At 34.5% G+C, this 25,112-nt stretch carries 23 protein-coding genes; 6 read left to right on the forward strand and 17 right to left on the reverse strand.

The features are described 5' to 3' along the window. Window positions 1-57 precede the first annotated feature (57 nt). Entirely contained in the window at window positions 58-1,353 is a 1,296-nt protein-coding gene (locus AC4BC5_RS00810; protein ID WP_490496289.1) for an ISL3 family transposase, read from the reverse strand. 278 nt (window positions 1,354-1,631) lie between these two features. On the opposite strand from AC4BC5_RS00810, the gene AC4BC5_RS00815 reads away from it, so the two are divergent. The 4 genes from AC4BC5_RS00815 to AC4BC5_RS00830 all read left to right on the forward strand — a co-directional run bounded on the left by AC4BC5_RS00815 (window position 1,632) and on the right by AC4BC5_RS00830 (window position 4,766). After that, window positions 1,632-2,903 carry a Y-family DNA polymerase gene (locus AC4BC5_RS00815; RefSeq protein WP_490496290.1) on the forward strand — a complete coding sequence of 424 codons (1,272 nt, stop codon included), beginning with the start codon at window positions 1,632-1,634 and terminating at the stop codon, window positions 2,901-2,903. A gap of 50 nt (window positions 2,904-2,953) precedes the next feature. Next, entirely contained in the window at window positions 2,954-3,286 is a 333-nt protein-coding gene (locus AC4BC5_RS00820; RefSeq protein WP_490496291.1) for a hypothetical protein, read from the forward strand. A 522-nt stretch (window positions 3,287-3,808) separates the two neighbouring features. After that, window positions 3,809-4,171 (forward strand): TIGR02328 family protein, encoded by a 363-nt coding sequence (locus tag AC4BC5_RS00825; RefSeq protein ID WP_490496292.1) that lies wholly within the window; start codon window positions 3,809-3,811, stop codon window positions 4,169-4,171. 337 nt (window positions 4,172-4,508) lie between these two features. Then, window positions 4,509-4,766: a hypothetical protein gene (locus tag AC4BC5_RS00830; protein WP_490496293.1), complete on the forward strand. Its 258-nt coding sequence runs from the start codon at window positions 4,509-4,511 to the stop codon at window positions 4,764-4,766. A gap of 47 nt (window positions 4,767-4,813) precedes the next feature. Here the strand turns inward: AC4BC5_RS00830 and AC4BC5_RS00835 are convergent, their stop codons facing one another. After that, window positions 4,814-6,085, reverse strand: coding sequence for a dicarboxylate/amino acid:cation symporter (locus AC4BC5_RS00835; RefSeq protein WP_490496294.1), 1,272 nt, complete (start codon window positions 6,083-6,085; stop codon window positions 4,814-4,816). A 183-nt stretch (window positions 6,086-6,268) separates the two neighbouring features. Then, window positions 6,269-7,489, reverse strand: coding sequence for a pyridoxal-phosphate-dependent aminotransferase family protein (locus AC4BC5_RS00840; protein ID WP_490496295.1), 1,221 nt, complete (start codon window positions 7,487-7,489; stop codon window positions 6,269-6,271). 129 nt (window positions 7,490-7,618) lie between these two features. Between AC4BC5_RS00840 and AC4BC5_RS00845 the strand changes: the two genes are divergently transcribed. Together AC4BC5_RS00845 and AC4BC5_RS00850 are read left to right on the forward strand one after the other, a co-directional pair. Then, window positions 7,619-9,241: a PucR family transcriptional regulator gene (locus tag AC4BC5_RS00845; protein ID WP_490496296.1), complete on the forward strand. Its 1,623-nt coding sequence runs from the start codon at window positions 7,619-7,621 to the stop codon at window positions 9,239-9,241. Window positions 9,242-9,310: 69 nt separating this feature from the next. Next, window positions 9,311-10,456, forward strand: coding sequence for an AI-2E family transporter (locus AC4BC5_RS00850; RefSeq protein WP_490496297.1), 1,146 nt, complete (start codon window positions 9,311-9,313; stop codon window positions 10,454-10,456). A 14-nt stretch (window positions 10,457-10,470) separates the two neighbouring features. Here AC4BC5_RS00850 and AC4BC5_RS00855 read toward each other — a convergent pair whose 3' ends face one another. The 14 genes from AC4BC5_RS00855 to AC4BC5_RS00920 all read right to left on the reverse strand — a co-directional run bounded on the left by AC4BC5_RS00855 (window position 10,471) and on the right by AC4BC5_RS00920 (window position 25,104). Next, entirely contained in the window at window positions 10,471-11,796 is a 1,326-nt protein-coding gene (locus tag AC4BC5_RS00855; protein ID WP_490496298.1) for an amidohydrolase, read from the reverse strand. Next, on the reverse strand, window positions 11,780-13,513 hold the full coding sequence (locus AC4BC5_RS00860; protein WP_490496299.1) for an adenine deaminase C-terminal domain-containing protein: 1,734 nt from the start codon (window positions 13,511-13,513) through the stop codon (window positions 11,780-11,782). The genes AC4BC5_RS00855 and AC4BC5_RS00860 overlap by 17 nt, the downstream gene beginning before the upstream one ends. Before the next feature lie 12 nt (window positions 13,514-13,525). Next, window positions 13,526-14,599 (reverse strand): ABC transporter substrate-binding protein, encoded by a 1,074-nt coding sequence (locus AC4BC5_RS00865; RefSeq protein WP_490496300.1) that lies wholly within the window; start codon window positions 14,597-14,599, stop codon window positions 13,526-13,528. Between the two features lie 7 nt (window positions 14,600-14,606). Beyond that, entirely contained in the window at window positions 14,607-15,635 is a 1,029-nt protein-coding gene (locus AC4BC5_RS00870) for an ABC transporter ATP-binding protein (protein WP_490496301.1), read from the reverse strand. Between the two features lie 13 nt (window positions 15,636-15,648). Continuing rightward, a complete protein-coding gene (locus AC4BC5_RS00875; RefSeq protein ID WP_490496302.1) occupies window positions 15,649-16,428 on the reverse strand; it encodes an ABC transporter permease in 780 nt (259 codons plus the stop codon). Beyond that, on the reverse strand, window positions 16,421-17,254 hold the full coding sequence (locus tag AC4BC5_RS00880; protein ID WP_490496303.1) for an ABC transporter permease: 834 nt from the start codon (window positions 17,252-17,254) through the stop codon (window positions 16,421-16,423). Before AC4BC5_RS00880 ends, AC4BC5_RS00875 begins: the two co-directional genes overlap by 8 nt. Window positions 17,255-17,441: 187 nt before the next feature. Then, a complete protein-coding gene (gene clpB, locus AC4BC5_RS00885; RefSeq protein ID WP_490496304.1) occupies window positions 17,442-20,045 on the reverse strand; it encodes an ATP-dependent chaperone ClpB in 2,604 nt (867 codons plus the stop codon). A 523-nt stretch (window positions 20,046-20,568) separates the two neighbouring features. Then, complete coding sequence (locus AC4BC5_RS00890) at window positions 20,569-20,931, reverse strand: hypothetical protein (protein ID WP_490496305.1); 363 nt, start codon at window positions 20,929-20,931, stop codon at window positions 20,569-20,571. A gap of 112 nt (window positions 20,932-21,043) precedes the next feature. Continuing rightward, the gene (locus tag AC4BC5_RS00895) at window positions 21,044-21,283 is read right to left on the reverse strand and encodes a hypothetical protein (protein ID WP_490496306.1); all 240 of its coding nucleotides are present in this window, start codon (window positions 21,281-21,283) and stop codon (window positions 21,044-21,046) included. A gap of 617 nt (window positions 21,284-21,900) precedes the next feature. After that, a complete protein-coding gene (locus tag AC4BC5_RS00900) occupies window positions 21,901-22,074 on the reverse strand; it encodes a glycine zipper domain-containing protein (RefSeq protein WP_490496307.1) in 174 nt (57 codons plus the stop codon). A 65-nt stretch (window positions 22,075-22,139) separates the two neighbouring features. After that, window positions 22,140-22,742: a transglutaminase-like domain-containing protein gene (locus AC4BC5_RS00905; RefSeq protein WP_490496308.1), complete on the reverse strand. Its 603-nt coding sequence runs from the start codon at window positions 22,740-22,742 to the stop codon at window positions 22,140-22,142. A 2-nt stretch (window positions 22,743-22,744) separates the two neighbouring features. Next, window positions 22,745-23,779, reverse strand: coding sequence for a lysylphosphatidylglycerol synthase transmembrane domain-containing protein (locus AC4BC5_RS00910; protein WP_490496309.1), 1,035 nt, complete (start codon window positions 23,777-23,779; stop codon window positions 22,745-22,747). A 9-nt stretch (window positions 23,780-23,788) separates the two neighbouring features. Beyond that, entirely contained in the window at window positions 23,789-24,058 is a 270-nt protein-coding gene (locus AC4BC5_RS00915; RefSeq protein ID WP_490496310.1) for a DUF1294 domain-containing protein, read from the reverse strand. Between the two features lie 137 nt (window positions 24,059-24,195). Next, complete coding sequence (locus tag AC4BC5_RS00920) at window positions 24,196-25,104, reverse strand: diacylglycerol/lipid kinase family protein (RefSeq protein WP_490496311.1); 909 nt, start codon at window positions 25,102-25,104, stop codon at window positions 24,196-24,198. Window positions 25,105-25,112: the final 8 nt, after the last annotated feature.

Here is a 25,112-nt window from a genome sequence, read left to right on the forward strand (position 1 = left end):
GTTCGATTGAGGTAAATCCAAACCAGAACGTGAGAACTTCTGGTTTGGATTTTTTTGTTATGTTACTTTAATCAATTGATTGATCAGAAAGATTCTTATTTTCATGTTCTCAAATGATTTAAATCCATAAGATACGCGTTTTAAGGTTTTTATATGTGTATTCTTCGCTTCTATTTTCCCATTCGAATAAGAGTAAATCATGGCATTTCGAATCCCTTCTTCATAATCCAAAAGATTTTGTAGTTTGTTTCGAAACGTCTCGTCTAATGTCTCTGGAAGTTCTTTTAGCTGTGTGAAAAAAAGCTGAGGATCCTTGTCTCGAAAAGCATCTGTCAATTCATGAAAGATATCATAGGCTGCCTTCAAAGGAGCGGAATAGGCAAGTAGTCGGTCTATCATCATTGCTTCGGTAAGGAACGGATATTTAGGTGCACGGAAACTCCGCCATGTCTTGTATTCGGAGTGATTGATTCTTTGCCTATTTTTAGTAAGGTAGCGCCAGTTCGCTTTTAATTTTTGAGCCTCCGTTTTACGCCCAGATGTGTCGAGTTCTTTCATCAACCGGAAACGAAAATCTTGAAATGTTTGATTCATATGTTTGACGATGTGAAAACGATCAATCACTAATTTGGCATTAGGAAAAACGGTTTTTGTTAGTTGAAAGTAAGCGGCATTCATATCAGTCACTAAAAACGCCACGGCTTCTGGGTTGGCACACTGTAGAAAATAGGTGGTTAATCGTGTCAGTTTTCTTGAAGGCAAAATATCGATTAATTGACCAGTTTCCCCATCTACACAAATGAAACTCATTTTGTCTTCTAAAGAAGTATGCGAGCGAAACTCATCGACCATGAGCACTTTAGGAAGGCTCTTCTTTGAATGATTCGGTAAATAGCTTTTTAATTCTTTTAATGTACGAATGACAGTGGGCAAAGAAACATGACACAACTTGGCAATAAAAGACAATGAAACCTTCTCGGTCAATAAAGAGATAATTTTGAATTTCACCTGATTGGAAATAGAATGTCTTGGACGAACGAAGTGACTTTGGGCAGTCCAATGATGGTGGCAATTTTTACATGTATATCGTTGTTTTTTCAGATGCATCACTAGCGGCATATGATGGTACTGATCAAAACGGACGACGGTTTTCTTTGTGCCATTTTTGACAACGATGGTCTTGCCTGCCCCATCAATCACTGAAGAACCACAATTCGTACAAGCATGAGCAGAGGGAGAAAGGGTGGCTTCAATGACAAGGTGTTGTTTACGATGGCACATTTCATACGCCACATCATTAATTGTTAAATATTTGTCTGTAATTCGTAGCATTTTTTTGATAGAATCATTCATAGAGCATATCGTCCTCTCAGTTAATTATTTGTCGTGATTTAATCATACTGGAGAACGATATGTTTTTTAATACCTAAAATGAAAGATGGGACTGAAGAATCATTTCTGATTCATCAGTCCCATATATTATAGAGCCGGTATTTCCGTTGGGGGGTGTCTCAGTCTCTTTTTTCCCACGAAAATTTATTTTTTTGAAAAATAATCTTTTAATTTAATATCTTGTTCGCTTGCAAAAGGGAACGTACATTCGTATAATCATCTTGTAAGGAGGAATTTATATGTATTTTGATTATAAATTTGAGCCTCACGGCGATTATCTTTGTATTGATTGTTCCTCATTTTATGCATCTGCTGAATGTGTTGCTCGCGGATTACATCCTTTGGAAACAATGCTTGTTGTGCTTTCTGGTGCAGATAGAGATGGAGGCTTAGTCCTAGCAGCTTCCCCAATGGCTAAGAAAAAATTAGGTATATCCAATGTTACTCGTAAATATGAATTACCACCTCACCCAGATTTAATTTGCGTCCCTCCTCGCATGCAAATGTATATTGATAAAAATAGTGAAATAGTAAATGTTATCCAACGTTATGTACCTGATGAAGATATTCATGTTTATAGTATCGATGAGCTTTTTATCCGCTATGATAAATTAAAAACTCTTTATGAAAATGTTGATGTGAAGCTTTTTGCTAAAGCGCTTATGCGTAAAATTTTGGAAGAAACTGGTATTTATACGACTGTCGGGATTGGAGATAACATGCTTTTAGCAAAACTCGCCCTTGATAATGAAGCCAAAAAGAATCCTGACATGATAGCAGAATGGCGTTATAAAGACGTGCCTGCGAAAGTTTGGACTATTGATCGATTAACTGACTTTTGGGGAATTGGAGAAAAGACTGCTTTACGTCTTTATAATAAGGGTATCAATACGATTGGAGATTTGGCCAATTATAACCCCTTCTTGCTTAAAACAAGTATGGGAGCAATCGGAGTGCAGTTACATGCGCATGCCAATGGTATTGACCGTAGTCAAATAGATAAAAAATTTAAACCATTAGAAAAATCGATCTCAAATTCTCAAATATTATTAAGAGATTACACAGATATTCGAGAAATTGAAATTATTGTTCGCGAAATGAGCGATTTGGTCGCTTCTAGATTAAGAAAAATCCATGCGCAGACAGAATGTATCAGCTTGAGCATTGGTTATTCTAACACACATTTAATTAGCGGATTTTCACGGCAAATGAAAATCCCTGCTACTGCAAATACAAAAAAACTAACCGAGTATGCGCTCAAATTATTTTATGATCACTATGAACATTTTTCCGTGCGGACTGTTGCGGTTTCTTGTTCAAAACTAATCTATCAAACAAGTATTCAATTAGATTTATTTGCTGATTCTAAAAAGTTCCTTCAGCAAGAAAAACTTGATTATTTGTGTGATGAAATTCGTAGTCGGTATGGTTTCAAATCATTGATTCATGCCAGTTCACTAATACCAGGCGCAACCGCAATTAGTCGAAGTAACAAAATTGGTGGTCATTAATTGAAAGGATGAATCACATGTCATATGGAGAAAATTATAATGATAGAGGAATGATGAAATGGATAGGTTTTTATCTATCTGAACATACGGATACCTTACATAATCAGAAAACAGCTGAAGCCAACCGACCACTTCAAAAAATACAAATGGATATAAATGAGATTGGGAAAATTTTGTCAGAAGCACAGTTGAAAAATAAACAGGTCGCCATTCAAATCGAAGAACGAGATTTGAACGGTTATTACAAACCTGATACCGTAGGATTTATCAGAGGTTATGACGAATTGGGTATCTTTGTAGGAAGTACCAAAGTTGGTTATGATGAGATTCGCCATGTGGAATTTTCGAACGAGTTGAAGTGGTCGGATACGGAACGTTTTTAGGTATATAGGTTTCCAAATAATTACTTTTTGACTACATTAGGACGTTAGCATACTGTGAGAAAACCTAGCCATTCTTTTTTAAATAGCAACATGACTTACTGTAATAATACTTGTCGAGAAATATTTTTGAAATCAGCCCTCTCTATTCAGCTTACAGCAATAAATGATACTCTAATTAAGCAGGACCCTGGGGCTGCAGAAAAAGCCACGGTGCCAATCAGCTTGTTACATATCCCCTAAACGAATCACCCTTTGTATTCTTGTCCAGCTTTCAGACGCTCTGCTATTTCATCTATTTGCATAACTGATGATACACCATCAACTACAATAATTGCTTCCTAATCAGCATACGTACTATCGATAGAAACAATTAGTGGAGTTATCTTGTTTTATTGTAGATGAAGATAAAAATATCCACTCTTTTATCTTTAGCGTGGGCATTTTTTCCTAGCCTAACTGTTTACAAAACCACTTGAAATGACTACTATAATAAGAAAAACTTGTATGATGAGGTGTGTTACTTTGAGATTATGGCATGAAAATTTAATTGTGCGTTTACCTAGACAACAATTATTAGGTCAACACAGAGAATGTTGTGCATTAAGAGGCAATGGTTGGGGCAAAAAACATGCTACAGTAAACTATGTTTTTAATTATTCACCTTATAAATTATACCAATACCATCAATTAGTCATGGAGGAAATGGTACGCAGAGGTTATCAACCAACAGATTTGTGGTGTAATCCTCTCTACAGAGGGATTAAATGCGAACCTTATACAGTCTTAAATACCGAACCCTTATCAAAGCCCATCTATGCTGAACATAATCAAAATTATTTGATGGAATGTTTAGATAATTTACAGACTAAAGGAATCGAAATTTAATATGCTTTTATATTTGTTAGTCACTTTTGAATTTTTTCCAAGAAAATGTACAGTATTTTAAGCTACATTTATTACCTGCTCTTCTGCTTATTGAGACGTTAAATATTCGTAAATAATTAGCGTTCTCTACGAAATTATATCCATAAAACTAACTTAATACCATTAAAAAAATACTTTCTAATTTTATTTCTTTCACAATATTTTTATATAGCATAAATATATAAATAGTACCTTTATTAAATCCAAAGATTAAAATTGTATAAAATTACTATGTATTATTTGTAATATTCGAACTTTTAAGCTATCGTATATAAATAAAACAGGAGGTCTACCTGCAATGAAAGTTGATCGGCTTGAATTTAAAAAAGTAGTCAATGATGCTGCTCATCTTCGCTTTAATTACAGTCAAATGCGAATAGCTGATGATAGTGCTGACATTCGGGAGGATGAAATTGAATATTTAATTGACAATAATATTCATCATCGCGTGATGGAAAACTCAAAACGTAGCCTCTTTGGTGACAAAGTGAGCATTAATTCTACTGTAGAGAAAGACTACTTACTTTTAAAAAAATATACAGAATATTTTCGCTAAACTAAAAAGAATGGTGGTGAATAAGAAATTATTCACCACCATTCTTTTTATTCTTCTATTTTACCAATAGAAACAGTCTTCTGATTGTTATATACATCTTTATCTAAAGCATCCACACTATTTGCAACTAGTAAAGAAACAAATACATCATTATTTACGTTTAAGAATGTTCTAAACATCCCTGCAAACCAATCGACGCCGATTAATAAGGCAATTGATTCTAACGGTAATCCTAAAGAAGTGGCTAAGAATGTAGCAACAACTGCAGCACTTCCAGGCACAGTAATAGTTCCCAACGTTAGCATAATTGATAGTCCAATACCAATAAGTAATTTCAAGAGTGATAATTCAATTCCTGCGCTTTGTTGCATAAATAAGATCATTACAACGTAACACATGGCAGCTCCAGCACTTCCCATGGTCATTCCGACACTCATAGTAAAATTAGCGACATCACGTCGCACACCGAATTTTTCTACACAATCTTTTAATGCTGTAGGAAACGTAATCGCTGAACTAGTTGTTGTTAACGCAACAATTGACATATCCATAAACTTTTTGGGAAGTAACATTGGGTTCAATCGGCAACGTACCGCAACTACTACCGCCATAATTACCATCATTAGGATAACACCAATTAATAAAATACCTAAGTACTTAATCATTGGAAAAATAATTTGCAACCCGGTTGTTCCTGCTACATTTGCTAATAAACAAAACACACCTATTGGAGCAATCTTCATTGCTAATTGAATGATATTCAATACAATCGTATGGACTTCTTTTACACCGTCTAAAACTAATGTATTGCCAGTTTTCTTCACGAGCATATTTAAACCAGCTCCAAAAAAGACAGAAAAGATAATAATTGGAATCATATCTGCTGATGCCATTGATTGAAAAATATTTGTTGAAACAAAATTCGTTACGGTTTCTTGAAAGCCTAATGCTTCAGGAATTTCTACTGTTAAACTTTCAGCTGTCATCATTCCTTTACCTGGTTGAATGATTGTCGCCAATAAGAATCCTAATGCCGATGCAATCACTGTGAAAAACAAAATCCATTTAAAGGTATTAACGCCCATTTTCACTCCAAAGGTATTTGTCTCTTTCTGACGAGCCATTTCACCAATTGCCGATATGACCGAAGCCATAACTAAGACAACAATTGACATTTGAATTAAACGAATAAATATATCTCCTATAAATTTTAAGTTGCCTGCCCATTCACCAACAACTGTTCCGAAAACCATACCACCAATTAACGCAATAACCATTTGCGTTGTAGTCGACTTCGTTATAAATGATAATCCTTTCATAACCCCACACTCCTATTTTTTATTAAGAATTATTATAACTAATTTATTTTTATAAAGAATTAGTCATCCAGTATGATAATAATTCTTTATTTGTCTATTTTAACTAAAGACCAACAAAAGAAAAGGGTTTCTTTCAAAAAAACAGTCTTTTATTCTTTCGTGCTTTGTTTATTTTTAACAAAACTATTTTTCATTCAAATAATAGTTAAAGGCAAAAGATAGTCCCTTTTCTGTATCAATATTCGGCATATTGAAATAATTAGCTGCTGCAGCGAAAGCACTTAGAAATAGTAATATATTATTTTTTTCTGCAACATATCCCATGTTACCAATACGCCATATTTTTCCATGCATTGGACCAAAACTTGATGCAATTTCAATTCCAAATGCAGTTAGCAGAAATTGGCGTACCGCCTCACCATCAATCCCTTTTGGAATTTCAACACATGTCATATTGGTCATTTGATGTTTTTCGTCACCAAAAATAGTAAATCCCATTACTTGTAGACTTTCTTTAATCGCTTGTTGATGATAGCTATGACGTTCAAAACGGTTTGTTAATCCCTCTTCCAAGGCAATTCGTAAACCTTCTCTTAGTGCGTAAACCATCACAGTTGCTTCTGTATGATGATTTAAACGGCGCTCACTCCAATAATCCATCAGCTGTGTTAAATCAAAGTAATTACTAGTAATAAATTTTTCTTCAACACAATCTGTCTCAGTTCGCACGCCTTGTTCGACACGTTTCCGTTTATTAATTTCTTCTGCAAAACGATCGTTGAAAGTAATCGGTGTAATCCCTGAAGGAATAGACAAACATTTTTGAGCGCCTCCAATAACTGCATCTACTTGCCATTCATCTGTTTTAAAATCAACACCCATAAAAGTTGCTACGGCATCTACAACTAAAAAGCCACCTTGTTGACGAACTTCAGCACCGATTTTATCTAACGGCTGCATTCTACCAGTCGATGTTTCACCGTGAACCAAGGCAACGACTTTGGGATTTATTTCTTTGATAGCACTAATAATCTGTTCTTGTTGAAAAACTGTCCCCCACTCTGTCTCAATAGTGTGAACACTTGCACCTGCTCGCTCACATAACTCTACAAACAAATGTCCAAAACGACCAAAGATCGGTACTAAGACACTATCACCAGGTGAAACAATGCTGTTAATGACAGCTTCTAAACCGGCTCGACTAGTTCCGTCAACCGGAAAAGCCCACTGATTTTTTGTTTTAAATGCTTGGCGAATTAACGTCATCGTTTCATTCATAATGGTCGTAAAAGCTGGGTCAAATTGACCTAAAATACTATATCCCATGGCTTTGCTAACCCGAGGATCCACACTCGTTGGTCCAGGTGTCATAATTAAACGGCTGCTAATATTCAATTCTTTCATTTATATTCCTCCTATTCCTTGCCATTTTATATATTGTATAGTATAACTCTATACAAACAATTAGACATTGTATTAATATACCAAAAATTTATTTTTTTAGTGCGCAATGTACAAAGAAAGGCGTATTTTATGCAACTTTATTCCTTATTAAATGCTGATGAAACACATTATATTCAAGTCGCAAATCAAAAAGCCGATTTAACTAGAGAAGTTACTACGGTGGGAATGATGGAAGCTCCTGATATTATTGACTTTTTAGTTGAAGGTCAATTATTAGTAACAACGGGTTTTCACTTTTACCAAGATATTCCATCTTTAACAAGCTTAATTAGAGAAATGGATCAACGAAAATGTGCCGCAATTGGAATTAAAGATCAACGCTATTTTGAAAAAATTCCTCAAGAAGTGTTAGAAGTAGCAAACGAATTACGATTCCCTGTTTTATTATTGCCAAAAGATACTGGTTTATCTGTTGTTGTCCGTGATTTATTACACCGCTTGTTAGAATCACAATCAAATGCTTTAACGCGAATTATCGAGCATACTAGTAAATTATCAACTTTTATTTTAGAAGAGGGTCCGACGAGTCTATTCTTAGAAAAAATTTCTACGATAATTAATAAAGAATTGTTTTTAATCAATTCGCATTATGTAGTCACTTACACTAGTAAAAATATTGATATTCATGCAAAACATATTGGACAGACATTGAAAATAACTTTGACACAAAAATTATTAGATTTATCTGAACCGCTTATTGGAACCTATGAAAATCACACCGTTGCCTTATTACCTATCAATACAGATTTCCAATCAAATAGTTTATTTTTAGGAATACTAGATTATGAACGTGGAAACAAAGAAGCCACTCTTTTGTTACAACAAATTGTAAATTTACTAGGCTTTTCTACATTACGTGCTTTAATCAATGAAGAAGCCAAACGGCAAATAAAAAATGATTTATTTACTTCAATTATCTCTAAAAAAATTGATTCATCGGTACTAGTGCAACAACTACGTTTGCAAGAAATTGATACTTTAACACTTCATAAATGCGCAATTGTCTCCATCCGTCAATCCGTTAACTCTCATTTAATCAGCTACAAACTAATCCGAAGAGTTCATGACTATTTAAAGTGGTTTTTAGATGAAGAGCAATTGACCTATCAGCTGTTCATTAACGGTGAAGAATTAGTTTTTCTCATTCCTTCACTAGATATGACTTTTGAACGTTTATATCACTTACAAGCATTTTTATCTGAACAAATTTCTGAACCGTATACCTTTGTAATTGGTTATTCCCATAGTGAATTACCTTTAATTCAAACACATACTTTATTTACAGAAGCTCATGAAGCCTTGACGCTAGTTACTAATTCCCCCGAGCTAACTCTAATTGAATATCGACCAAAAGTAATTTCAGAATTGTTACAGCTTATTCCTATTAATGAGCAAAAAAGTTATATTGAAGATAATCTACTCACTTTGCTACAATTGGAAAACCCTATTGAAAAAACTGAGTTAATTGAAACACTCTATCATTATTTCTACCATTCACGTGCCATTAATAAAGTTGCAAGTTCATTGTTTTTACATCGAAACACTGTAATTTATCGCCTGAAAAAAATCGAACAAATTCTACATGTTTCTTTGGAAGACCCTGAAGTAAGAATGCGATTAACTATTGCCATATTATTACTTAGAAATCATGAACTTTCCTTATCAGACAACTGGAAGGATAAGCCAATGTAAAAAGTTTACATCCTTCATTTAATATTTATGTTAGAATAAAAGGAAACAATGAAATTGAGGTGTTGCTGATTGAGAAAAATCAAAATTGATTGGAATTATTGGATTATTCGTTTTCTATTTCTGATGGCGGTCATCTTAGGATATAAATTCATTTCCAATTACCAAATTGCAGTAAATTCTTTACGGAACTTCTTCCATGTTTTGTCACCTTTTATCATGGGATTTATTCTTGCCTATTTACTAAATGGTTTGCAAAAAAGAATTGAAAAGCTATGTCAAAAATTTGGAACGTTGTTTATAAAAAAAAGAAGTCGTGGCATTAGTGTCCTGATTTTATATCTTTGTGCAATTTATTTGATTTTTATTGCATTAAATTATCTTGTACCGCTAATCATCAATAATATTATTGATTTATTGACTTTATTACCAACCTTTTATAATTATTTGATTGACTTAGCTACGAATTTAGAAGATCAAGGAATTATTGAATTTATTCGTTTAGAGGAGTTGTTAACTAACCTAACAGCCGATTATTCTCCTGATAAATTGATACTTCAATGGACACAAGCCTTAACTTCTTTGGGTGCATTGACTAAAGGGTTATCTTCGTTTGTTATAAATTTCTTTTTATCAGTAATTATTTCAATCTATACATTGTTGTTTAAAGACTCTATTTTAGATTTTATCGCTAAAGTAGCAAGTAAAATAATGTCAGAAGCCGTTTTTAACAGTAGTCGCCATTGGATTCAAACAACAAATAAAATTTTTTATAAATTCATTAGTTCCCAGTTTATTGATGCTTGTATTGTTGGCATTTCAGCTTCAATTTTACTTTTATTAATGAATGTGAAATTCGCCGTCACATTAGGTTTATTGTTAGGAATTTGTAATATGATTCCTTATTTTGGTTCAATTTTCGCATCGGTTGTGACAGCAATTATCTCCTTCTTTACAGGTGGATTAAGTCACGCAGTATCGGTTTTATTTGCTTTGATTGTTTTACAACAAATTGATGGAAATATTATCGGCCCTCGTATTATGAGTGGTGCATTAAATTTAAATCCAATTATCATTATTATTTCCATTACTATCGGCGGTGCCTACTTAAATATCCTAGGAATGTTCCTTGCGGTTCCTGTCGCTGCTATTTTAAAAATTATTGTGACTAATTGGCTAGATGATTCTATAGAAAAAACAACACCGCAATCTGAATAGGATTGCGGTGTTGTTCAGTTTACTGCTTCTGAACGACGCTGTGCTTCTTTCACAAACTCCGTCATATTCTGTACCAATTGTTGACGCAAATCAGGAACTTGTTGTTTAACTAGTTGTTTTTCTCGGACTAGCTGACAACCATTTACCCAAACAGACGAAACGTTACTTGCATTTGCAGAGTAAACTAAGGCTGAATATGCATCAAAAATAGGAAACATATTAATCGATTCTGTTTCAATCAATGTTAAATCAGCTTTCTTTCCCACTTCAATAGTACCGACTAAATGCTCTAATCCTAACACTCGTGCTCCACCTTTTGTTGCTAAACTAACAATCTCTTTAGCAGGAAATAACCCACGATCATGCTCATGAGTTTTATGAAAGTTAGCAAACATGCGCATCTGCGTAAATAAATCTAAGGTGTTGCCACTGCTTGGGCCATCTGTTCCTAAACCAACACACCAGTGATGCTCTAACATATCTTTTACTGGTGCTACCCCTTTTGCTGATTTAGTGTTGGCACCAATACAATGGGCTACTTTAACAGAATAAGCTTTATCCTTTAATAATTCAAAATCACTGGGCTGTGTAAAAATACCATGAGCTATGATAAAATTTTGTTCAAAATAGCCTAATTCGTCTAAGAAAGCTATCGGTGTTTGCTGATAACGTTGCGCAAACTCTTCCATTTCATAGGTCATTTCTGCTACATGCATTGTAATGGGCACGTTATAATGTTGCGCGACTGCGACGATTTGAGCTAAGATTTCTGGAGTATTCGTATTGGTCGCATGTGGAGCAATGGCTGGTATAATCAATGGATGTCCTTGCCATTTTTCAATAAACGTTTCACACCACGTAAGAGCTGCTTCAGGTGTTTGAAAATCACATGTTGGCATATCAATAATTGTTTCGCCTAAAATCGCTCGAGCCCCCATCTTTTCGACAGATTCAGCAATCGCATCTTCAAAATAATACATATCACAAAAACTTGTTACTCCACTTAAAAGCATTTCTGCCACAGCATATTGAGCAGAAGCTTGTGCTAGTTCTTTTGTCATAACTTGTTCTAATGGAAATAAAAAACGACGTAAACGATCCGGTACATCATCTCCTAAAGAACGAAACGGAATCATCCCTACATGTGTGTGCGTGTTAATCATTCCCGGAATTAAGATTCCATTCTTTCCATCAGTAATCGTATGAGCAAAGGGTAAACAATCATTCATTTCCCCTATTTTTTGAATTACGTCATCCTCAATTAAAACATACCCATTTGAAATTTCACTCATCTGATCATCAATAGTCAATATATGAACATTTTTAATGAGCTGTCGCATGTAATACACCGTCCTCTGGGAAAACTAATGGGTAGAAAGTTTGTGATTTCGTATCCATCATTCCTTTATCGGTTACCTTAATTGCCGGTGAAACAGGCAAGGATAATGTTGAAAAGGACATAATTTCGTTCATATTTTCATACCCTAATTGTTGCATGGCCAAACGAACTTGTTTTAAGTCAGCCCCAAGCTTATCAATTGGCGCTTGAGATAAAATACCCCCAATTGGTAATGGACAGGTTGCTACGACTTGACCATCATGGACAACCACATAACCACCTTGCATTGCTAATAACTCTTTTTGGGCTACTAAAATAGAGGTTGAATCGTTGCCCATCACCATTAAATTATGATGATCGTGTGCCCAAGTCGTAGCAATCGCTCCTTTATGCTGCAAAGGTTGTTCCATTAAAGCATGAGCGATATTACCATTTTTACCATAGCGTTCCATGACAAGTAAGTGACCAATATTGGCTGCTTCTATTTGTAATACACCATCCACTACGGCAATTTCTTTGGTAATCCTTTCAGTGAATGTACCTATAACTTGTTTCTGAATGACATTACAACGAACTTTTTCATTATCTGTTTCAACTTTTAATACTAAATCTGCTTCTGTTAATGGACGGCAATTCACGCTTTGTTGATAGACTTTGGGAAATTCTTCTACAGTTTGTGGATAAACAAATGGATCTCCTTTTTCAAAAACTTTTTGACCCGCTTTATACACTTGAGCAATCGAAAAATCTGCCAAATTATCTAGTAAAATAAAATCTGCTATTCGGCCAGGCGCAATCATTCCACGATCTAATAAACTCATGCGGCGAGCAGGTGTGTATGTTGTCATATAAATGGCTTCTTCAATTGGTAATCCAGCAGCGACTGCTTTTTTTAGATTTTCATTCAGATGACCGTGTAATAAATCATCTGCCATCACATCATCTGTGATTAAACAAGCAAAATCATACAACTGATTGTCTCGAATAACTGCCATGTTTTCAGGTGTAATTGATTTATTTTGGAATTGAATAAAAAGACCTGCTTGAATTTTATCTAATAAATGATCAGGAAACTGATGCGTATGATCCGAAGAAATTCCGCTATACAAGAAATCTGCTAGCTCTTGATCATAAATTTTAGGAATATGGCCTTCCATCGGCATCGTTGGACGAATTTTTTTACATAAATCAATAATTTGAGCAATTAAAGAGTCTGGCTCATAAGCAATCCCTTTGAAATTCATTGCTTCACCTAAACAAATCACTCGCGGATCTTGCAATAATTGCTCCACCTCGGGTAGTCCAATAATCCCACCAGTTGTTTCTAACTCCGGTGTAGTTGATGGAACAGAAGATGGAATTGCATGGAAAATATCCAAAGTGGTTTTGGCAGCCATAAATTCTTTAAGACCTTCTAAGCCAAAAACATTAGCCATTTCATGCGCATCAGCTACAATTGTAGTTACGCCATAACGTAAAACAGTTTCAGAAAAGATAGTTGGTGTCGTCATAGAACTTTCAATATGCATGTGAATATCAATTAAGCCGGGAATCAAATATTGATTCTCGGCTTCAATCGTTTTTGCAGAAAGATTGTCTATGTCGGCAGCACTGATATAATAAAATTTGTTCCCTTTGATGGCAACATTTTGTTTTACAAAGCTTCGAGTCGGTGTTTGAAAGACCCAAGCATTTTTAATAATCACATCTGCGTTCATTGTATCCCTCTTTTAATTATTCATTGTACGGTTCCATTGGTCTACCCAAGAACCCATATTTTCATTAATTAGTTTGAAATCTACTGGTTGTGCACGGTCAGCAACAGCACCATATGTTTTATTTTCTGCTTCTTCATCAGTTAATTCAACGTCTTTGTTTACTGGACCTTCATTTAAAGATAGAGCTTTCGCTTTTTGAGATTCTGCGCTGATACGGTGGTCAACAAACTTTAAAGCCAATTCTTTATTTTTTGTGTCTTTTGGAATATTTACTGTATTAAAGTTTGCATATGTGCCTGATTCAGGGACAACATATGTGACATCTGCTGCAGCCCCTTTAATGATATCAACAGCAAAATCTGCTACAACAGCAACTGAAATTTCACCTGATTGGAACATATTTGCTAAATCAGATGATTTTGAATAGGTTTTAACTACATTTGGTTTCAACTCTTTCAACGCTTCAAAAGCTTTCTCACCATTATCTGCTGTAATATCTTGTTTTGCATAATCACTTGCTACATATAACATTAATGGACCAGCTGTTACAGTAATATCAGGAATTGAAATTTGACCTTTTAAATCGTCACTCCATAAGTCTTCCCAACTAGTAATCTCATGCCCAACTTTTTCTTTATCGTAGACGATACCGATACTATTTACAGCAATTGGTACACCTGAACCACTTTCAAAAACTGCTTTTGCACTATCTGTTAGATTTGCTAGATTTGGTACATCCGCTTCCGTAACTTCTAGGAACATATCGTCTTGATTACCTTCTGTTGAGTTATTTTGTGCTAACTCAATCACATCGACACCTGCATTTGGATTATTTTTCAATTTTGTAAAACGATCTGCGCTGTTTCCAACTTCCAAAGTAATCTTTGCATCATTAGCTTTTTCAAATGGTGCCATGATATCTTGCTTCACAATATCTTCACTCAAACCAAATGTAGAGACAACTAATGCGTTACTGCCTGAGCTTTCGCTGCCTTTTGATTCTTGTGTTTTGGCTGCTTCACTGTTTCCGCAAGCTCCTAAAATTAATCCCGATACTAATAATAAACCGAACATGTACTTTTTCATTGTGTTCTCACCTTTCTAAAATAACTAATTTTTCAGCTGGGAAGTTTAATTGAATTTCTTCGCCAGTTTGGTAAACTTGTTGATCGCTACCATTGACTAACAGCATGCCTAATTCAGTTGCTACCTCATATTGGTGGCTTTTTCCTAAAAATGTACGGACAACAACGGTCCCAGTAACTGCACCATCATTGACAATTTGGATATCTTCGGGACGAATAGTTGCAACTGCTTTTTCAGCAGTTGCCTTTGAAATCGTGGAGGAAAGAATAATATTATTTTTTGTTTGATAACCTGTTGCTGTTTTAACCACATCAAAGAAATTTTCAAAACCAATAAATTGGGCAACAAATTGCGTTTTGGGTAAACGATAAATATTTTCTGGCGTATCATATTGCTCAATCACACCATTATTCATAATTGCTACTTTATCAGAAATCGAAAAACATTCCTCTTGATCATGGGTAACAAATACTGTTGTAATACCTAATTGTTGTTGAATTCGTTTAATTTCAATCCGCATAGCTACCCGTAATTTAGCATCTAAATTTGATAGTGGTTCATCCAATAATAATAATTTTGGCTCAATAATTAATGCACGCGCCAAAGCAACACGTTGACGTTGCCCTCCGGATAATTGTTTAGGATAGCGATCTCCTAGATTTTCTAAACCACAGATTGCTAACATTTCAGCAACACGTTTTTCGATGACTTCTTTACTCTCTTTGCGTAGCTTCAAACCAAAACCAACATTTTCAGCAATTGTTAGATGGGGAAATAATGCATAGCTTTGAAAAACCATTCCAAAATTACGCTTATGAACAGGTACTTTTGTTAGATTGTCATTATCTAAAATAAACTCTCCATCGTTTGGTTTGATTAAACCAGCAATCACTCGTAAAGTCGTGGTTTTACCACAACCACTTGGACCCAATAAAGAAACAAGTTCACCTTTTTCCATCGAAATATTCATTTCTTCCAAAATATTTTGTTTTCCGTCATAACTGACACGAATATCTTTTAGTTCAACAAATGACACGTTTTTCTCTCCTTTACGCAATAGACGCTAAGCCTAGCGTTTTTTCAATCAGATACATCAAGCCGATGGTCAATAACATCAACATCACTGAAATTGCCGAAACGGTTGGATCATAATTGTATTCCATATAACTTAATAAAGACGTTGGTAACATTGTCACCCCTGGACCGGATAAAAACATTGATACAGGTACATTGTTAAATGAATTAACAAATGCCAACATAAAGGCCGCAAAAATACCTGAAGAAACGTTTGGCAACACAATTTGCATAAATGCTCTAAAACGTGTACATCCCAATGTCCAAGCTACTTCTTCAATCGAATAATCCAATTGATCCATACTTGAGCCTACGACACGAATAATATACGGTAAACTAATTAAAAAGTGGCCAATCAATAGCCCTTGAAAGACTGGCAAACCCAGTGCAACCACAATAAATTGGAAAAGTGTATAGCCGACAACAATTCCCGGAATAACAGTAGGTGATAAGAAGAAACTCTTAATCAAGTTTTTCCCTTTTACTGTGTATCTCGCTAATGCATAAGAAGCAGGAACACCGACTAATAACGCCAAAATAGTTGCAAGCAAGCCAACAATCAAACTTAACTTAAAACTCTCTAACATGGTTTCTGAGCGCAGTGCATTGCCATACCAATCCAAAGTAAATCCCTTAATAGGAAATTGAATCGCTGCAGCTGTTCCAAATGATGTTACAACGATTAGTAATAGTGGTAGAAATAAAAAGGCAAAAACCAAAATCGCAATAATTGTCATTCCTTTTTGTTTACGCATGATTCATTTCTCTCCTATCCATTCGACTAGCAATCACATTTAAGCCTTTCATTACAATTAATGTTGTAACAATCATAATCAAAGCAATAATTGCCACTGCATTCCAATCACCAAGTGTCGATGCTTTTTGGTAAAGGAAAGTTGCTAATAACATTTTTTGATTTCCTCCAAGCAATTGTGGTGTTGTATAAGCTGTTAACGTTCCAGTAAAAACTAAAATACTCCCAACAATTGCACCCGGAATTGATAATGGGAGTACAATTTTGATAAAAGCAATAAAAGGAGACGCACCTAATGTTTCAGCAGCTTCTAACATTTCGCCTTCAATATTTTCCATCACGCCGACAAGTGTCATTATCATAGTAGGTAAAAATAAGTAAACAGAACCAATAATAATCGCAAACTCTGTATAAAGTAAGCTTAGCGGTTGATTGATTACACCTACTGATAATAAAAAGTTATTAATAACACCATTTTTACCTAAAATATTAATCCAAGCAAAACTTCGAATAACTGAATTGGTCAATAACGGAAACAAAGTCATTGCCATTAAAATTCCACGCCATTTTTTCTGCAAACCAGCGATAAAATAAGCAGTGGGTATTCCTAAAACTAACGAAATAATGGTCACAATTCCTGACACGCGAATTGTTCTCCAGAAAATTCCACGGTTGTATTCATCTTGAAAGAAGGCGATATAATTACCAATACCTCCATTATCCGGAAGAAAAGTTGGAAAGATACTCGCAATCAAAGGAATCATCAAGAAAAATACTAGAAGAATAATCCCTGGTAATAAAATCATATATGGAATATTTTTTTTCATTGTTACACTCCTCTTTGTTTTCAGCACAGAAAGATTATACGGGATGCATACATAGCTTTCAATAAAAAAACATAAAAAACACATATTTAAACATAAAATGTTCGTGTTTTGGCTTTTGATTTTATTTTTGTCTTATTATTCTTCGTAAAAAAAGCTGAGACTCTTAAAAAGAAATCTCAGCTTTTTCTTATTCTTCAATTGGGGCATTTTGAAAGACTAATTGATCATTTAACAAGCTAATCGTGACATTTGTTTTTGGCAAGACACGTCCAGAAACAATTTCTTTCGCAAGAGGTGTTTCTACTTCGCGCGTAATAAATCGACGTAACGGACGGGCGCCATAAGCTGGTTCATACGCTTGTTCTGCAATCCAAGATTTTGCATCATCAGAAATGCTCAAATAAATTTCTTGATTAACTAAGCGTTTAGCTAATTGGGCAACCACTTTATCAACAATGCCTTTCACGTTTTCAAGACTTAGTGGTGTAAATAAGATTGTATCATCAATCCGATTTAAAAACTCAGGTTTAAAATGTCCTTTTAGAATGGCCATCACTTGTTCTTCTACATTTTCTGGAATCGTCCCATCGGCTGTTACACCTTCAAGTAACAACTGTGAACCAATATTACTTGTCATAATTAAAACTGTATTTTTAAAGTCCACCACTCGTCCTTTAGAATCTGTCAAGCGCCCATCATCCAGAACTTGTAATAAAATATTAAACACATCCGGATGGGCTTTCTCAATTTCGTCCAATAAAATAATGGTATAGGGGTTACGACGAACCGCTTCAGTTAGTTGTCCTCCTTCTTCAAAACCAACATATCCTGGAGGTGCTCCAACCAAACGAGACACAGAATGTTTTTCCATGTACTCACTCATATCAATACGTACCATATGATCTTCTGAATCAAATAGGTTTTCAGCCAAAGCTTTTGCTAATTCTGTTTTACCAACACCAGTTGGACCTAGGAATAAGAATGAGCCTAATGGACGATTTGGATCTTGCAAGCCAGCTCGTGAACGAATAACCGCATCACTGACTGCATTCACTGCTTCATCTTGTCCAATCACACGTTGATGAAGGGTTTCATTTAACTTCATTAATTTTTCGCGTTCACCTTCGACAAGTTTAGTGACAGGAATGCCTGTTAATCGGCCAACAACTGTCGCAATCTCATTTTCAGTCACTGATTCTTGAACCATACGTAAATGATCGGTTGTATCTTTATTTTCCAATTGTTTTAATTCACGCTCTAATTGGGGAATTGTTCCATGACGTAAGACTGCTGCTCGTTCTAAGTCATAATTATTTTCAGCATCTTCTAATTCATGCTTTGCGCGATCGATTTCAGCACGTTTATTGGAAATTTCATTGACTTCTTCTTTTTCAGTTTCCCATTGCATCTTCATCGCATTTGCTTCTTCACGTAATTCTGCTAATTCTTCTTGGAGAGAAGCTAAACGTTTTTTCGATGCATCATCAGTTTCTTTTTTCAGCGCCGCTTCTTCAATTTCTAATTGCATAAGACGACGTGTTACTTGATCTAGTTCCGTTGGCATAGAATTCATTTCAACACGAATCGTGGCGCATGCTTCATCGACCAAGTCAATGGCTTTGTCGGGTAGAAAACGATCGGTAATATAGCGATCAGATAATGTTGCTGCAGCGACTAACGCATTATCATGAATGTTTACACTATGATGGATTTCAAAACGTTCTTTCAACCCACGTAAAATAGAAATGGTATCTTCCACAGTTGGTTCTTTTACCAACACTTTTTGGAAACGACGTTCTAACGCTTTGTCTTTTTCCATATATTGACGATATTCATCTAAGGTAGTAGCACCAATTGTGTGCAATTCTCCACGCGCCAACATAGGTTTTAATAAATTACCTGCATCCATACTGCCTTCTGTTTTACCAGCACCAACAATATTATGAATTTCATCGATGAATAAAATAATACGTCCATCTGATTTCTTCACTTCTTGTAAGACAGCTTTTAATCGTTCTTCAAATTCACCACGGAATTTTGCACCCGCAATCAATGCGCCCATATCTAATGAGAAAATGGTTTTATCTTTTAAGTTTTCAGGGACATCTTTACGAACGATACGTTGAGCTAAACCTTCAACAATAGCCGTCTTACCAACACCTGGTTCACCAATTAATACTGGATTATTTTTTGTTTTACGTGACAAAATACGTATGACATCACGAATTTCTTCATCACGACCAATAATTGGATCCATTTTGCCATTTTTTACTTGTTGCACTAAGTCAACACCATATTTTTCTAATGCTTTGTATTGCTCTTCTTGATTTTGTGAGGTCACTCGATCCCCTCCTCGCATATCTTCTATATTTTTACGTAATTCTTTTTCATTGATTCCTTGTTTGGTTAAATATTTTGTTAGTCGATAATTTTTTAATTTCATTAAAGCAAGTAATACAATTTCCGTTGATAAAAATTCATCTTGAAAAGATTCTCTTAATTTATCCGCTTCATTTAATAAATTGTATAAATTTTGACTCATACTTTGCCCGTATTGAACATTTCCGCCTTCAATACTTGGATATTCATCTAAGGCACGATCAACTTCCATTTCAAAAGCATCCACGTCAATCCCTGCATCTGTATAAAAATTTCTTGCAAAATGATTTGGTTGTAAAAAGATTTTCCATAAATGGGCTATATCGATTTCTTGATGATGACGAGTCACTGCAATTTGTTGAGCTTCTGCAATTGTACCTTGAAGAGTCGTCGTCATTTTCTCTATATTCATATTATTTCCTCCCATCATTTGACTAAGGCTTATCGCCTTACAAGAATGATTATACGACTATGGTCAGTAAAGGTCAAAAAATAACCCTTCAAAGTCAAAAAAATTTTATTGTCATTTTAAACTTAACAAAAAAACTTAGATCTACGTTAGTAGCCTAAGCTTTTTAATAGAGTAGCCAACAAGGTTTGATAAAATACTTGCTATTGTTTAATCGTTTAGTCGCCTACTTTCTCATAAAATTGCTTGCTTCTCTTTAATCTTTACTAGAACTTAAATAGACACCTAGAAAATTTTACTTTTTAGTTTCTGCTTCTAGTCCTTCATTAATTTGACTGGACTTTTTCAGCGTGTATAAAACCTACTACCTACCTCATCTCAATGGTTTCATAAACCCATAAAAAATGGCCCTTGCCTCTTTTATTTTTTTAAGATACCTTCGAAGTAACCTCTCCTAATTGCGTTATATTAAACCATTGGATACCAAAGAACCTTGCACTTTTATATAACATTTTGCAGCTCTATATTACTTAGGAAATTGGTTTTTAATTCTATCAGTATAAGCGGCTTTTTTTGTGTAGAGCTTAAATGAAATATGGAAAATGCCACATGCCATTAACAAAATTCCGTACATCAGATTCCCTTGCCAAAAGACGTATGTATTGAATATAGCAATTAATAATAACGCTACTAAAAAGCAAAGAATCATCCGAATAATTAAACCTTTCGCTTTGATTGTGTTAAAGTAGGCGATCCACTTTCCTTCATCCATATGTTGAACCCATCTTTTTATGTGGAAAAACAACATTAATAATAAAACAGAAACTAATACGGCCAAATAGATAGATACTAGCACAGTGATAAATAAGCCCAAAATATCTAAAATCAAATAGACATCTCCTTGCATTTTTACTTTTTTCAAAGTCTAACATAGAATAACTTTTGTCTCAATTAAAAGAACACTAATCATCTTTTAAAACAAGATAATCAGCGTTCTTTTTTCATTTTTTATTTAACCATTTTACACTGAAGAAAAAGGAGGAAATACTTAAAACGAAACTCCCTAGTAAACAATTAAAACCTAATTTGAGTATAAAAAGATCTGCATCTTGCCATTTTGCAAGATCAAAATTAGTTGTCCCCACTTGTTTTACAGCTTTCGATACCATAACAAATAGAATAATTGAACCAATCATTAATAAAATCGAAGCGAATTGTAACAGATGATTAATTTTTTTCATGGACTTTCTCTCCTTTGAAAAACAACTTAGAAAACGCTTTATTTCATTCTAGCATATCACTCGCTATACAACCAAAATTGCTACTTCTCTTATCAAAATACAAGACAATCCTAATCAAACATTCGCATTAAAATAAATAAAAGGAGGAAATCCCCTGTCAACAATTTATGATTTCACAGTAAAAGATTAATCAAGGAATGATTTTTCATTACGTACCAAAAAAAGGCCTGTTTATCGTAAACACTGCAACAAAATATGAGTTCACTAAGCAATACAAATCCTTAGAAAAATTATACAAGGAACTCACTGAACAACCTTTGGATCAATGGTTACGAAAAATAAACCCATAGATAAAGGAAAAGGTGCGCAAGTTTTCATTGAGAAAATGCACACTGTTCATCCAGATGTTGAAAAGGACTTTTTTAGATGTACAAAGAAGATAAGAACCATGATTTCTTTATCTAAAGTACTACGCAGAAAGAACTGTCAAAAATCTCTTTAATTAGGATAAGCAAAGGCACTCGCACTTTCCTCATTTAATACTAACATAATTGGCGGATACTTCATTAAAGCCAAAAAAAGATAGAAAGCTAGAAACAGCTCTCTATCATTTCCTCTTATTTTTCTTTCTTTTTCTGACTATCTAATCCAGAACCAATGGCAACACCAATCGCTACTCCTAAAGCAATCCCTAAAGCCAAATTATCAAATAATAAACCAAATACGACACCAAAAGCGGGACCTAATGCGACACCTAGAGCTGTATAATTTACATCTTCTTTTTTCTTCATATTCGCCACTCCCTTTGGTTTTCTCAATTTAAGCCTAACAAAAATTGAACGTCCTGGCAATTATTTTAAATAATTTCAGGTAAATCATTCAGATACATTTCACAAGCATTCGTAGCCTTAGACAGAGTTATCATTGTTTGTCTGTTTGGTTTCACATAAATAGTTGGATACGTGTATTCATCCTCTTCCGAATTAGGAACAAACGCCAATTTTTCTACTTCCCCATCAAAATCTGCTTGAATCCCTTCTTTATTTCCACGCGCATCTAATTTTACCCACCTTTTTTGGCAAGATAAATACACTGCATTGAGCGCATGTATACAATACCTTCCTTCTTCCTTATCAAATAAAAGTAAACGTTGGTAGCAGAATCCTGTGGGAATTTTTTCTTTCCTTAAAATAGCTGCTAGTAAATTTGCTTTTGCATAACAAATTCCATGACCAACTTGTAATACCTCTAGTGAAGTTTTAGTGATTTCGCCTTGCTGAATATCCCAAGAATGAGCAATTCTATCTCGAACAAAAATGAATGCTTTGCGAATCTTTTCTATTTCTGTATCGCCTAACAAAAATAGCTTTTCTGTCAGTCCTTCAATTTCCTTTGAATAAATCAACAGTTCTGGTAAATCCTCTACATAAGCAGCTAACTCATCTACTTCAACATTCATTTCTATTCACCTTTCTCTGCTTTCAACTCTTCTAATTCATTTGAGATAGCATTCTTACGATCAACTAATACGCCAACAAATCCTAGTAGAAATGGTAAAACATACGACGCAAAACGATAGAGTAACATAGATGATACTGCATCGACAGTTCCCACTAAGGGGCTAAATAAAAAGAGATAAACAAACTCAAATGCCCCAATCCCCGCTGGCGAAGGAAGAACCCCGGCTAAAACAAGCGTAAAACTAATCAAAGAGAAAACCAATAAAAAATCAATATTGGGATGATTATCCACTAAACAAACATAAGGAATAATATACCACATACTCAATTTTAATAAATTTAACAAATAAATCTTAATAAGCGCTGTGCGATCTTTTAAAACAGAAGAAACAGTTTCTCGTAAAGAATATATTTGAATATTACATCGATCGACAAAATCACGCATTTTTTTCGTTTTTAAGAAACGATGGCATACCATGACAAAACCAACTTGTAATTTTAAACTTATCGAAATAACTAAAAAGAACAAGATAATTACACCCGTCATGATCATCCCCAACAAAATTAACGGAATCATTTTAGGTGCATGTTCATAAAATAAGGAAAATTGAATAATCAACGCAAAGATGGCATAGGTTAAAATAGCACCCTTGTACATAATCATATGTAATGCTGCAACACCCATTCCCTGCGAAATTTTTAATTCTTTACGATTGTAGTAATTGACTTCTGAAATTAATGTTCCCATTCCAAATGTAATCACTCGATAAAATGCGACATGAAAGGCTGTGAGCATGCCATCAAAAATACGAAATTTTTTGGAAAAACCTGTCACAATTGAACGAATGGACCAGCCTTCAAAAAATTGATACATGACCCCTAAAATGATAACACCAACTAAAACTATTGGTGAGGTTTCTTTTAACTCCGCAAGTATGTCGGATAAAGAATTTTTAATTAAATAAAACATAATTCCAAAAATTAGTAGTAATGCTAAGATATTTAGGATAAATTTAGCTTTTGCATTTATTTTCATTTTATTCTCCTAACTGACAAAGAACAAGAAACCATCAAAAATCACACCAACTAAAAAGCAAATTAAAAATTTAGGTTTACGAGTTTTATGATGAAAAAGAGTACGTGCAAGTAGACCGCCTAAGCCGCCACCGACAATCCCGAACAACAAAATATTTGCTTCTGGTACACGCCATCGTTTTTTTCTTGCTTGCTGTTTATCGTATCTCATTAAACAAAATACATATACATTGACCAGTATTAAGTAAAGCCATACTGGATGTTGAATTATTTCTGACATATAAACCTCCATAACTATAGGATACAGTACAATGAAAATTTATCAATAGAAAAGCAGACAATTCTGTAGTGACCAAAAAAATGTTAGATTTTTGGTCTAACTTTTGGAGGATTACTACATTCGTGTCTGCTTTTTCTTTATTTAGTTGTAGGTGTAAATACCGCTAATTTTTGATGAATAGCTTCCAATTCTACAGGTAAATCATCTGTCGGATCGCCATCGGTTCGCGTAACGATTTTTTTCTCATTAATCAATGGTTTTAGCAAAGCTTTTTTTGCTGAAAAGTAGATTACTCCAGGTATTTTATGAAATTCTCCTTTAAAAATCCGTGGAATATTATAAATAAAACGGAAAAATTGCAGCTTTGGAATAATCGTTATGTGTAATTGACCATCGTCAGGTGTTGCAGAGGCGTCAAATTGAGTAAAGCCGCCAACTGAATTTGTCATGGTAATTGTCACTAAATGAGCTTTGCCTTGCCAAAAATCATCCTCTGTCTGGATGGATAGTGGGTATTTTCGGCGTTTGAACAAGATACGGAAAAACCGTTTTGTAAATGCCAATGGACCATATTTTTGTTTTTCTTCCTGACTAACTTTCGATGCCGTATCTGCTAAAATACCAACTGTCATAGTTGAAATCATCACATCATCATTAACTGTCGCATAATCAATTTTGCGTGTGTGTTGATTAATTATCACGTTAAATGCTTCTTCTTGTTCTAACGGAATAGCCAATACACGAGCCAAATTGTTAACTGTCCCACCCGGAATTAAACCTATTTGGTATCGTTCAATCGTTTCTTGGAACATTCGAACTACATGATGAACAGTACCATCACCGCCAATAACTACGAGTGTGTCGATTTGATGGTCGGTTGCTTTTTGAAGGATTTTCTTTTCATCAACATCTGGATTGGTTACTTGAAAAATAATTTTTTCAACATTTTCGTTATTTTTTGTGAAGGTTTTGAAGCTTTCGGCAATTTGTTCCCCTTCATTTTTACCAGATGTATCATTGTAAATAACCATAATTCTCATCTTCATCACTCCTA

The sequence above is a fragment of the Enterococcus sp. AMC2644 genome, from assembly GCF_058216475.1.